General features: G+C 65.2%; 8 protein-coding genes. All 8 read left to right on the top strand.

The window, feature by feature from the left end; genetic code table 11:
- The first annotated feature begins 41 nt into the window (after window positions 1-41).
- The gene (locus BM186_RS05895; RefSeq protein WP_072423203.1) at window positions 42-638 is read left to right on the top strand and encodes a MarC family protein; all 597 of its coding nucleotides are present in this window, start codon (window positions 42-44) and stop codon (window positions 636-638) included.
- Between the two features lie 261 nt (window positions 639-899).
- Window positions 900-2,708: an allophanate hydrolase gene (gene atzF / locus BM186_RS05890; RefSeq protein ID WP_174892477.1), complete on the top strand. Its 1,809-nt coding sequence runs from the start codon at window positions 900-902 to the stop codon at window positions 2,706-2,708.
- A gap of 15 nt (window positions 2,709-2,723) precedes the next feature.
- A complete protein-coding gene (gene uca, locus BM186_RS05885; RefSeq protein ID WP_074913859.1) occupies window positions 2,724-6,353 on the top strand; it encodes an urea carboxylase in 3,630 nt (1,209 codons plus the stop codon).
- A gap of 1 nt (window position 6,354) precedes the next feature.
- Complete coding sequence (locus tag BM186_RS05880; protein WP_074913858.1) at window positions 6,355-7,077, top strand: GntR family transcriptional regulator; 723 nt, start codon at window positions 6,355-6,357, stop codon at window positions 7,075-7,077.
- A gap of 217 nt (window positions 7,078-7,294) precedes the next feature.
- Window positions 7,295-8,560: an urea ABC transporter substrate-binding protein gene (gene urtA / locus BM186_RS05875; protein ID WP_017678746.1), complete on the top strand. Its 1,266-nt coding sequence runs from the start codon at window positions 7,295-7,297 to the stop codon at window positions 8,558-8,560.
- 173 nt (window positions 8,561-8,733) lie between these two features.
- Window positions 8,734-10,302: an urea ABC transporter permease subunit UrtB gene (gene urtB, locus BM186_RS05870; RefSeq protein WP_074913857.1), complete on the top strand. Its 1,569-nt coding sequence runs from the start codon at window positions 8,734-8,736 to the stop codon at window positions 10,300-10,302.
- A complete protein-coding gene (gene urtC / locus BM186_RS05865) occupies window positions 10,302-11,393 on the top strand; it encodes an urea ABC transporter permease subunit UrtC (RefSeq protein ID WP_074913856.1) in 1,092 nt (363 codons plus the stop codon). The genes urtB and urtC overlap by 1 nt, the downstream gene beginning before the upstream one ends.
- Complete coding sequence (urtD, locus tag BM186_RS05860; RefSeq protein ID WP_072423210.1) at window positions 11,390-12,232, top strand: urea ABC transporter ATP-binding protein UrtD; 843 nt, start codon at window positions 11,390-11,392, stop codon at window positions 12,230-12,232. Before urtC ends, urtD begins: the two co-directional genes overlap by 4 nt.
- The last annotated feature ends 47 nt before the right edge of the window (window positions 12,233-12,279 follow it).

Raw genomic sequence — 12,279 nt, 5'->3', positions numbered from 1 at the left:
AGTCTTATTTACCTTCTCTGCCTTTCTGCGAGCCTGCCGCCATGGCGTCCGAGTTGTTCAGCCTGTACCTGAAGATGCTGGTGCTCTACAGCCCCTTCTTCGTCCTCTCCTGCTTCATCGGCCTCAGTCGTGGCTACACCCTCAAGGAGCGCAAGCGCCTCGCCTGGAAGGTGGCGCTGGCCACGCTGATCGCCAGCGTGCTGCTCTATCTGTTCGGCAAGCACATCTTCACCCTGTTCGGCATCACCATCGACGCCTTCCGTATCGGCGCAGGCTCGGTGCTATTCATCTCAGCCCTCGGCATGGCCCAGGGCAAGTCGGCGGTGCAGAGCGATAACGTGCAGCAGGACGTGACCATCGTGCCGCTGACCATTCCCATCACCGTCGGCCCCGGTACCATCGGCGCGCTTCTGCTGATGGGCGCCAGCCAGCCGCACTGGGACGACAAGCTGGTGGCGGTGGCTGCGATCTTCCTCGCCAGCCTCACCGTGGGCGTGGTGCTGTACCTGTCCAACCAGTTCGAGCGCCTGCTCGGCGACCAGGGGCTGCAGATCGTCAGCCGTTTGATGGGCTTGTTCGTCTGCGCCCTGGCCGCGCAGATCATCTTCACCGGGGTGAAGAATTACCTGGTGCCGTAACGCCGCGATAAGCGTATGACCTGCCCCGGATTTCATCCGGGCTACGCCACTGGCGCCACGATCCCGTAGGGTGCGCTATGCGCACCGCGAGTCCTTAAAGCCTTGCACCATTCGCTTGCAGGCCAGCCCCACCTCGGTGCAACGCCTCTCGCCAAAGCCCCTGCAGTTGCCCTGAGAACCCCGAAAATAGAGGCCTACGCAAAACTGGCACCCTCATTGCTCTAGCAATTCCAACTTGGATACAAGATGGAATCTCTAAGCATGTCCAACGCACCTATCGCTTTCACCCTCGCGCAGTGGCAACAGGCCTACCGCAACGGCCAATCCCCTGCCGAACTGCTGCACGCCCTGCGCCTGGAACTGCGCAGCGATGACAGCGCCTGGATCGCCCTGACCAGCGAAGCGCAGCTCGATGCCCAGCTCGATGCCCTGACCAGCGCACTGGAAGGTGCAGCAGGTGATCTGAACAAGCTGCCGCTGTACGGCGTGCCCTTCGCCATCAAGGACAACATCGACGTCGCCGGCTGGCCCACCACGGCGGCCTGCCCCGAGTTCGCCTACCAGGCCCAGGCCGACGCTACCGTGGTCGCACGCCTGCGCGCCGCTGGCGCCATCCTTATCGGCAAGACCAACCTCGACCAGTTCGCCACCGGCCTGGTCGGCACCCGTTCGCCTCACGGCGCGGTGCCTAACAGTTTCAACCCGGATTACGTCAGCGGCGGCTCCAGCTCCGGTTCGGCCAGTGTGGTCGCCCGTGGCCTGGTGCCCTTCTCGCTGGGCACCGACACCGCAGGCTCGGGCCGCGTGCCGGCTGGTTTCAATAATATCGTCGGGCTCAAGCCGACCAAGGGCTGGCTGCCCAACACCGGCCTGGTGCCGGCCTGCCGCACGGTCGACTGCATCTCTGTATTCGCCCTGACCGTCGGCGACGCCCTGGCCGTGGCCAATATCGCCGGTGGCTATGACGCCGCCGATGCCTACAGCCGCAAGAACCCGAACAGCGCCAAGGTCGGCATGCCGGCCAAGCCGCGCCTGGCGGTGCCGGCCAACCCCGAGTTCTTCGGTGACAGCCAGAACCAGGCCGTCTATGAGGCCGCCCTGGGCAAACTGCGCGAACTGGGCGCCGAGCTGGTGGAGATCGATTTCGCCCCCTTCCAGCAACTGGCCGAGCAGCTCTACTACGGCCCCTGGGTCGCCGAACGCACCGTCGCGGTGGAAGGCGTGAACCCCGAGCACATCAACCCGGTGGTGCGCGGCATCGTCGACAACGGCCACAAATACAGCGCCTGCGACGCCTACAAGGCCGAGTACATCCGCGCCGAACTGAGCCGCGTGATCAACGACGCCCTGGCCGGCTTCGACGCCATGGTGGTACCGACCTCACCAACCATCCGCACCCTGGCCGAGATGGAAGCGGAACCTGTGCTGTTCAACAGCCAGTTCGGCACCTACACCAACTTCACCAACCTCGCCGACCTGGCCGCCCTGGCGGTGCCGGCTGGCCTGCGCGCCGACGGTCTACCGGCCGGCATCACCCTGCTCGCCCCAGCCTGGCATGACCAGGCATTGGCGGCCTTCGGTCAGCGCTGGCAGCAGGCCCTCGATCTGCCGCTGGGCGCCACTGGCAAGCCGCTGCCAGCGCAAACCGCCAGCGATAAACCAGCGCCGGGCTGCATCCGCGTCGCCGTAGTCGGCGCGCACCTGACCGGCATGCCGCTGAACTTCCAGCTCACCAGCCGCGATGCCGTGCTGGTGGAGCAGACCACCAGCGCCGCGCATTACCGCCTCTACGCGCTGCCCGGCACCGTGCCGCCCAAGCCAGGCCTGGCGCGTGTCGCCGAGGACGGCGCGGCGATCATCGTCGAGCTGTGGGACGTACCGCAGGCGCGCTTCGGCGAGTTCGTCGCCGAGATCCCGCCACCGCTGGGCATCGGCAACCTGGAGCTGGCCGACGGCCGCTGGGTCAAGGGCTTCATCTGTGAGCCCTATGCGCTGGATGGCGCGCGTGACATCACCAGCTTTGGTGGTTGGCGCGCCTATATCGCCAGCCTACAAGCCGCCAAGAACTGAGGAAGGGATAGCCCCATGTTTCATACCGTACTGATCGCCAACCGTGGCGAGATCGCCGTCCGCGCCATCCGCACGCTCAAGCGCCTGGGCGTGAAAAGCGTCGCCGTCTACTCCGACGCCGACCGCAATGCCCGGCACGTACGTGACGCCGATATCGCCATCGCCCTGGGCGGCGACAAGCCGGCTGACAGCTACCTGCGTATCGACAAGATTCTCGCCGCCGCGCAGGAAACCGGCGCCCAGGCGATCTACCCCGGTTACGGCTTTCTCTCGGAAAGCGCCGAGTTCGCCGATGCCTGCGAGGCAGCCGGCATCGCCTTCGTCGGCCCGACCGGCGAGCAGGTTCGCGAGTTCGGCCTCAAGCACCGGGCCCGCGAATTGGCCGCCCAGGCCCAGGTGCCGATGGCGCCGGGCACCGGCCTGCTGCAAAGCCTGGAAGAAGCGCTGAGCGCCGCCGAGAACATCGGTTACCCGGTGATGCTCAAGACCACTGCCGGCGGTGGCGGCATCGGCCTGACCCGCTGCAGCGACGCCGTCGCGCTGGAAAGCGCCTACGAAAGCGTCAAGCGCATGGGCGAGCAGTTCTTCAGCGATGCCGGGGTGTTCCTCGAGCGTTTCGTCGATCAGGCGCGCCACGTCGAGGTACAGATTTTCGGCGACGGTGCCGGGCGCGTCGCCGCCCTCGGCGAGCGCGACTGCTCGCTGCAGCGGCGCAACCAGAAGGTGGTCGAGGAAACCCCGGCGCCGAACCTGCCGCAGGCCACCCGCGAGCGTTTGCATGCCGCTGCCGTACAGCTTGGCGCGTCGGTCAACTACCGCAGCGCCGGCACCGTGGAATTCATCTACGACGCCGCCCGCGACGACTTCTACTTCCTCGAAGTGAACACTCGCCTGCAGGTCGAGCACCCGGTTACCGAGATGGTCACCGGCCTGGATCTGATCGAGTGCATGCTGCGCGTGGCTGCAGGCGATGCGCTGGACTGGCCCACGCTCGACCGCGCCCCGCAAGGCGCCGCCATCGAAGTGCGGATCTACGCCGAAGATCCGCTGAAGAACTTCCAGCCCAGCCCGGGCGTGCTCACCGACGTACATTTCCCGAACGACGTGCGCGTCGACGGCTGGGTCAGCACAGGCAGCGAGGTGTCGGCCTTCTACGACCCGATGATCGCCAAGCTGATCGTCCATGCCGACACACGCGATGCAGCCATCGCCAAGCTGCAAAAAGCCCTGGGCGAAACCCGCCTGCACGGCATCGCCAGCAACCTCGACTACCTGCGCCAAGTGGTCGCCGACGAACGCTTCGCCCAAGGTGAAGTGTGGACGCGTCTGCTCGACAGTTTTTCCTTCAAGGCCAGCGTCATCGAAGTGCTGGAGCCAGGCACTTACTCCAGCGTGCAGGACTACCCCGGCCGTCTCGGTTACTGGGATATCGGTGTGCCGCCGTCCGGGCCGATGGACGATTTCGCCTTCCGCCTGGCCAACCGCATCGTCGGCAACGCGGCCGAAGCGGCCGGCCTGGAATTTACCCTGCAAGGCCCGACCCTGCGCTTTCACAGCGACGCGCTGATCGCCCTGACCGGCGCCGACTGCCCGGCCACCCTGGACGATGCGCCGGTGGCCTACTGGCAGCCAATCGAGGTCAAGGCCGGCCAGGTGCTCAAGCTGGGCCGCGCGGTCAGCGGCTGCCGCACTTATCTGGCCGTGCGCAATGGGCTGGACGTGCCGCTGTACCTGGGCAGCCGCTCCACCTTCGCCCTTGGCCAGTTCGGCGGGCATGCCGGGCGCACCCTGCGTACCGCCGACATGCTGGCCATCTCCCAGCCCGAGTTGCCGGCCTGCACCACGCCAGCGCCAGTCGCCCCGCCGCAGGCGGCTCACCCGAGCCTGATCCCCAGCTACGGCAGCACCTGGAACATCGGCGTGCTCTATGGCCCGCACGGTGCGCCGGACTTCTTCACGGCCGACGCCATCGAGGAGTTCTTCGCTGCCGAATGGGAGGTGCACTACAACTCCAACCGCCTCGGCGTGCGCCTGAGCGGCCCGAAACCAAGCTGGGCGCGGGCCGACGGCGGCGAAGCCGGCCTGCACCCGTCCAACGTGCACGATTGCGAATACGCCATCGGCGCGATCAATTTCACCGGTGACTTCCCGGTGATCCTGACCAAGGACGGCCCCAGCCTCGGCGGTTTCGTCTGCCCGGTGACCATCGCCAAGGCCGAGCTGTGGAAGGTCGGCCAGGTCAAACCTGGCGACAAGCTGCGCTTTCACCCCATCGGCTTCCAGCAGGCGCAGAGCCTGGAGCAGGCGCAACTGGGCAGCATCGAGGCACTGGCGGCAATCAGCGCAGTGACCCTGCCGGCGCCGTCACTGCAACCGGACACTACGGTTTCTGCCACCGTGCTGGCCGAGCTGCCGGCCAATGGCAGCCGCCCGCGTGCGGTGTATCGCCAGGCCGGCGACGCCTACATCCTGCTCGAATACGGCGACAACGTACTGGATCTGGCCCTGCGCCTGCGCGTGCACCTGCTGATGGAGGCACTCAAGGCCGAGCCGCTGCGTGGCCTGGAAGAGCTCGCCCCCGGCGTGCGTTCGCTGCAACTGCGCTATGACAGCCGCGTGCTGCACCAGCGCACCCTGCTCGAACATCTGCTGCGTCTGGAGGAAAACCTTGGCGATGTGGCCAACCTCAAGGTGCCAACCCGGATCGTCCACCTGCCCATGGCCTTCGAGGACAGCGCAACGCTGGCCGCCGTCGAACGCTACCGCGAAACCGTGCGCAGCGAAGCACCCTGGCTGCCGAACAACGTCGACTTCATCCAGCGCGCCAATGGCCTGGCCAGCCGCGAACAAGTCAGAGACATCCTGTTCGACGCCAGCTACCTGATCCTCGGCCTCGGCGACGTCTACCTCGACGCACCCTGCGCCGTGCCGCTGGACCCGCGTCATCGCCTGCTCAGCTCCAAGTACAACCCCGCGCGCACCTTCACCGCCGAGGGCACCGTGGGCATCGGCGGCATGTACATGTGCATCTACGGCATGGACTCGCCCGGCGGCTATCAGTTGGTCGGCCGCACCCTGCCGATCTGGAACAAGTACGTGAAGAACCCCCAGTTCGAGAATGGCCAGCCCTGGCTGCTGCGCTTCTTCGATCAGGTGCGTTTCTACCCGGTCAGCGAGGCCGAGCTGGAGGAATTCCGCGAAGCCTTCCGCGAGGGTCGCGCGCAGATTCGCATCGAGGAAACCGAATTCGACTTCGCCGCCTACAACCGCTTTATCGCCGACAACGCCGCTGACATCGAAGCCTTCCAGCGCCAGCAGAAAGCCGCCTTCGATGCCGAAGTCGAGCTGTGGAAGGACGACGATCCGAGCGCTGCGCAGGCACTGAGCGCCATGGCTGATGACGACGCCGATGTGGACGGCCATCTGGTCGCCGCCGAGATGAGTGGCAGCGTGTGGAAGGTGCTGGTCGAGCCCGGCCAGCATGTGGAAGCCGGCACGCCGTTGCTGGTGGTCGAGGCGATGAAGATGGAGCTGGCGGTGACTGCGCCGGTGGCCGGCACGGTCAAGGCGCTGCGCTGCGCCCCCGGCAAGGCGGTGACGCCGGGCGATGCCCTGCTCCTGCTGACCCCGAACGAGGCGGCCTGAGATGCAACTGGTCAGCCCGGCCAAGCGCGGCAAGGAGCGCCCGGAGAATCTCGCCGAGCGTATCTACCTGCAGCTCAAGGACGACATCTTCGAGTTTCGCCTGCTGCCGGGTGACCGCTTTTCCGAAGGCGAGATCGCCGAGCGCATGGCCGCCAGCCGCACGCCGGTACGTCAGGCGCTGTATCGCCTGGAGCGCGAGGGCTATCTGGAGGTGTATTTCCGCAGCGGCTGGCAGGTCAAGCCGTTCGATTTCGCCCACTTCGAAGAGCTCTACGAGGTGCGCATCGTCCTCGAACTGGAGGCGGTCAAGCGTCTGTGCGAACGCCCCAATGACGAGCTGCCGGATGCACTGGAACAGTTGCGCCGCACCTGGATGGTGCAACCCGAACAGCGTCTGCAAGACGGCCGCGAAGTCTCGCGTCTGGACGAGCGTTTTCACTGCCAACTGGTGGAAGCCGCCGGCAATCGCGAGATGGCCCGGCTGCATGCCGAAATCAGCGAAAAGATCCGAATTATCAGGCGCCTGGACTTCACCCAGGGGCCGCGCGTGGCGCTCACCTACGAGGAACACGCCCGCATCCTCGGCGCGATCCTGTCGCGTCGCTGCGAAGAGGCACAGCTATTGCTCAAGACCCACATAGAGGTCAGCAAAGCGGAAGTGCGCAAGATCACCCTGCACATGCTGCACAGCGCCCGGCAACGGGCACTGCCGGCGCAAGGGTGACGTAAATGACCTTTGAATCACTGCCACACAAAGGGCCTTACACGCCTGTCGCGAGCGACGGCCAGGCAAGGCGAAAAGGGGAGAGAAAGCGGAGTGTACGAGCTGTACATGAGCATTTCGAACCCCTTTTCAACGCAGCCTGGGCTAGCGCAGCAAGGCATGTAAGGCCCGATAACGAGCTGTCCACTTACTCACATATGTGAATGGAGATCGCACCATGCAACGTCGCAGCCTGATCAAGGCCTTTACCCTTTCCGCTTCCATCGCCGCCATGGGCCTGAGCTGGTCCATCCAGGCCGCCGAGACCATCAAGGTCGGCGTCCTGCACTCGCTGTCCGGCACCATGGCCATTTCCGAAACCTCGCTGAAAGACATGGCGCTGATGACCATCGACGAGATCAACGCCAAGGGCGGTGTGCTCGGCAAGCAGCTCGAAGCGGTGGTGGTCGACCCGGCTTCCAACTGGCCGCTGTTCGCCGAACGTGGCCGCCAGTTGCTGACCCAGGACAAGGTCGCGGTGACCTTCGGCTGCTGGACCTCGGTATCGCGTAAATCCGTGCTGCCGGTCTATGAAGAACTCAATGGCCTGCTGTTCTACCCGGTGCAGTACGAAGGCGAAGAGATGTCGCCGAACGTATTCTACACCGGTGCGGCGCCAAACCAGCAGGCCATCCCGGCAGTGGAATACCTGCTCAGCGAAGACGGCGGCGCCGCCAAGCGCTTCTTCCTGCTCGGCACCGACTACGTCTACCCGCGCACCACCAACAAGATCCTGCGCGCCTTCCTCAACAGCAAGGGCATCGCCGACAAGGACATCGAAGAGGTCTACACCCCCTTCGGTCATAGCGACTATCAAACCATCGTCGCCAACATCAAGAAGTTCTCCGCTGGCGGCAAGACTGCCGTGGTTTCCACGGTGAACGGCGACTCCAACGTGCCGTTCTACAAGGAACTGGCCAACCAGGGTCTGGAAGCCACCGAAGTGCCGGTGGTGGCCTTCTCCGTGGGTGAAGAAGAACTGCGCGGCATCGATACCAAACCGCTGGTCGGTCACCTGGCGGCCTGGAACTACTTCCAGTCCGTGGAGAACCCGGTCAACGAGAAGTTCGTCGCCGACTGGAAAGCCTACGCCAAGGCCAAGAAGCTGCCGAACGCCGACACCGTGGTGACCAACGACCCGATGGAAGCCACCTACGTGGGCATCCACATGTGGGCGCAGGCCGTCGAGAAGGCCGGCACTACCGATGTCGACAAGGTGCGTGAAGCCATGGCCGGCCAGGAGTTCGCCGCGCCGAGCGGCTTCACCCTGAAGATGGACGAGAAGAACCACCACCTGCACAAGCCGGTGATGATCGGCGAAATCCAGGAAGACGGTCAGTTCTCCGTGGTCTGGGAAACCGACGGCCCGGTTCGCGCCCAGCCGTGGAGCCCCTTCATCGAAGGCAACGACAAGAAAGCCGATACCCCGGTGAAGTCGAACTGAGGCAAAAGCCCTCTCCTGCAAGCGGCAACCACAGCTCGTCAATGGCTTGCAGTGCCGCTTGTCTCCCCTCTCCCGCTTGCGGGAGAGGGGCCGGGGGAGAGGGCCGCCTTAGCCCGGATGCAATCCGGGAAGCTCGCCCCGGACTTCATCCGGGCTACGCCAAGGACATCCTTATGCCCACTGCCCTTACCCGAATTTTCCTGAGCCTGCTGCTGTTGCTGCCACTGGCGGCGCAGGCTGGCGAGGCCGACGATTTCGTCGCCGCCAACGCCAGCAAGCAGGCCAAACTGCTGCAGGACTGGGCCGCCGCGCCCAGCCCAGAGCGTATACCGCTGCTGCAAGCCCTGCAGCAGGGCCGCATCGGCAGCGATGCCGACAAACGCGCATTCATCGAACAGGATGGCACCTGGCAAGCCGCCGATGGCGCAGCCGAAGCCAACGGCACGCCACGCAAACTGCGCCTGAACAATCGCCTGCGCGGCCTGATCGCCTTCGCCGTGGCCAGCCATCAGTTGCTCGACGACGATGCAGCCGTGCGCCTCGCTGCGGCCCAGCAACTGCAACGCAACACGCCGCCGGCGCTGCTGCCCTTGCTGGAAAACCGCCTGAGCATGGAAGCCGACGAGAACGTACGTGACGCCATCACCCTGGCCTTGGCCAACCTGCAGCTGGAGGCCAGCGACCCGGCCGTGCGCCTGGCCGCTGTGGAGCGCCTGGGCGAAACCGGCGACCCGCAGGCCCGCACGCGCCTGCAAAGCCTGCTCGATGGTGAGGAAAACGATGCCGCCGTGCGCACTGCCGCCGAGCAGAGCCTGGCCCAGGTGAAGAACAAACTGCTGATCGGCGAACTGCTCGGCCAGGCCTTCAGCGGCCTGTCGCTGGGTTCGATCCTGCTGCTCGCCGCCCTCGGTCTGGCCATCACCTTCGGCCTGCTCGGGGTGATCAACATGGCCCACGGCGAGATGCTGATGCTCGGTGCCTACACCACCTATGTGGTGCAGCTGAGCTTCCAGCGCCTGGCCCCCGAATACCTGACGCTCTACCCGCTGGCCGCGTTGCCGATCGCCTTTCTGGTCACGGCTTGCATCGGCATGGCCCTGGAGCGCACGGTGATCCGCCACCTCTATGGCCGGCCGCTGGAAACCCTGCTGGCCACCTGGGGCATCAGCCTGATCCTGATTCAACTGGTACGCGTCACCTTCGGCGCGCAGAACGTCGAAGTGGCCAACCCGGCCTGGCTCTCCGGCGGCGTGCAGGTGTTGCCAAACCTGGTGCTGCCCTACAACCGCATCGTCATCATCGGCTTCGCGCTGTTCGTCGTGGTGCTGACCTGGCTGCTGCTGAACAAGACGCGCCTGGGCCTCAACGTGCGTGCAGTGACGCAGAACCGCAACATGGCCGCCTGCTGTGGGGTTCCAACGGGGCGAGTCGACATGCTGGCCTTCGGCCTCGGTTCAGGCATCGCGGGTCTTGGCGGCGTGGCCCTGAGCCAGATCGGCAACGTCGGTCCGGACCTAGGCCAGAGCTACATCATCGACTCCTTCCTGGTGGTGGTGCTCGGCGGCGTCGGCCAATTGGCCGGTAGCGTGCTGGCGGCTTTCGGCCTGGGCGTGGTGAACAAGTTCCTCGAACCGCAGATCGGTGCGGTGCTCGGCAAGATCCTCATCCTCGCGCTGATCATTCTGTTCATCCAGAAACGCCCGCAAGGCCTCTTCGCTCTCAAAGGACGGGTGATCGACTGATGACCATGCCACTCAATCAAACGTTGCTGGCCCGCGCCAGCGCCAAGCTCGGCCCGCAGGTGTCCATCGCCATTGGCCTGCTGGTGCTGGCCGTGCTGCTCGCCATGCCGCTGCTGCACCTGCTGCCGGCCGACCATGTCCTGCACGTCTCGGCCTATTCGCTGACCCTGGTGGGCAAGATCCTCTGCTACGCCATCGTTGCCCTGGCGCTGGATCTGGTCTGGGGTTACGCCGGGATGCTGTCGCTGGGCCACGGCCTGTTCTTCGCCCTCGGCGGCTACGCCATGGGCATGTATCTGATGCGCCAGTCGGCGGGCGACGGCCTGCCGGCCTTCATGAGCTTCCTGGCCTGGAACGAGCTGCCCTGGTACTGGTACGGCACCTCCAGCTTCCTCTGGGCCATGTGCCTGGTGGTGCTGGCGCCTGGCCTGCTGGCCCTGGTGTTCGGCTTCTTCGCCTTTCGCTCACGGATCAAGGGCGTGTACTTCTCGATCATGACTCAGGCGCTGACCTTCGCCGGCATGCTCTTGTTCTTCCGCAACGAAACCGGCTTCGGCGGCAACAATGGCTTCACCGGCTTCACCCGCATCCTCGGCTTCGACATCACCGCGCAGAGCACCCGCGCTGCGCTGTTCTTCGCCACCGTGGTGTTGCTGGTGGGCAGCCTGTACCTGGGCTTTCGCCTGGCGCGCAGCAAGTTCGGCCGCGTGCTTACCGCCCTGCGTGACGCCGAGAACCGCCTGATGTTCTGCGGCTACGATCCGCGCGGCTACAAGCTGTTTATCTGGGTGCTGAGCGCAGTGCTGTGCGGCCTGGCCGGCGCGCTGTACGTGCCGCAGGTGGGCATCATCAACCCCAGCGAAATGGCGCCGACGCAGTCCATCGAGGCTGCCGTATGGGTCGCCCTGGGCGGTCGCGGCACGCTGATCGGTCCGTTGCTGGGAGCCGGCCTGGTCAACGGCATGAAAAGCTGGTTCACCGTGGCCTTCCCGGAATACTGGCTGTTCGCCCTGGGCGCGCTGTTTATCGTCGTCACCCTGTTCCTGCCACGAGGCGTCGTCGGCCTGCTGAAGAAGGAGAAGGATCAATGAGAGCCACTCCCCTGCCCGAGACCATGCTCGAAGCCGCCTTCGACCCCACCGGCCTGGCGCTGGACACCGGCAAGAACGTCGGCAAGGGCGTCAACGTTCGACACGGCACCATCCTCACCCTGGAAGACATCAACGTCAGCTTCGATGGCTTCAAGGCGCTGACCAACCTGACCCTGTACATCGGCGTCGGTGAGCTGCGTTGCATCATCGGCCCCAACGGCGCCGGCAAGACCACCATGATGGACGTGATCACCGGCAAGACCCGCCCGGACAACGGTGTCGCCTACTTCGGCGAGCAGTACGACCTGACCGCCATGAGCGAAGTGGAGATCGCCCAGGCTGGCATCGGCCGCAAGTTCCAGAAGCCCACGGTGTTCGAAGCGCTGACGGTGTTCGAAAACCTGGAGCTCGCGCAGAAGACCAACAAGTCGGTATGGGCCAGCCTGCGCGCCAGACTCAGCGGCGAGCAGAAGGATCGTATCGAGGAAGTGCTGACCACCATCCGCCTGGAAGCCTCGCGTAACCGCCCCGCTGGCCTGCTCTCCCACGGCCAGAAACAGTTTCTCGAGATCGGCATGCTGCTGATGCAGGAGCCGCACCTGCTGCTGCTCGACGAGCCGGTGGCAGGCATGACCGACGCCGAAACCGAGTTCACCGCCGAGCTGTTCAAGTCGCTGGCGCGCAAGCACTCGCTGATGGTGGTGGAGCACGACATGGGCTTCGTCGGCTCCATCGCCGACCATGTCACCGTGCTGCATCAGGGCAGCGTGCTGGCCGAAGGCTCGCTGGAGCAGGTACAGAATGATGAGCGGGTGATCGAGGTTTATCTGGGTCGCTGAAAAGCCCCTCTCCCCCGGCCCCTCTCCCGCAAGCGGGAGAGGGGAGA

Source organism: Ectopseudomonas toyotomiensis (assembly GCF_900115695.1).
In the GTDB taxonomy this organism is placed as follows: Bacteria; Pseudomonadota; Gammaproteobacteria; order Pseudomonadales; family Pseudomonadaceae; genus Aquipseudomonas; species Aquipseudomonas toyotomiensis.
This window is presented reverse-complemented; position numbering and strand designations above follow the sequence as displayed.

Bases quoted from the DNA above. Each gene is read 5' to 3' on its own strand.
- urtA (WP_017678746.1), top strand. From the start codon at position 7,295: ATGCAACGTCGCAGCCTGATCAAGGCCTTTACCCTTTCCGCTTCCATC.
- BM186_RS05880 (WP_074913858.1), top strand. From the start codon at position 6,355: ATGCAACTGGTCAGCCCGGCCAAGCGCGGCAAGGAGCGCCCGGAGAAT.
- urtC (WP_074913856.1), top strand. From the start codon at position 10,302: ATGACCATGCCACTCAATCAAACGTTGCTGGCCCGCGCCAGCGCCAAG.
- urtD (WP_072423210.1), top strand. From the start codon at position 11,390: ATGAGAGCCACTCCCCTGCCCGAGACCATGCTCGAAGCCGCCTTCGAC.
- BM186_RS05895 (WP_072423203.1), top strand. From the start codon at position 42: ATGGCGTCCGAGTTGTTCAGCCTGTACCTGAAGATGCTGGTGCTCTAC.
- atzF (WP_174892477.1), top strand. From the start codon at position 900: ATGTCCAACGCACCTATCGCTTTCACCCTCGCGCAGTGGCAACAGGCC.
- uca (WP_074913859.1), top strand. From the start codon at position 2,724: ATGTTTCATACCGTACTGATCGCCAACCGTGGCGAGATCGCCGTCCGC.
- urtB (WP_074913857.1), top strand. From the start codon at position 8,734: ATGCCCACTGCCCTTACCCGAATTTTCCTGAGCCTGCTGCTGTTGCTG.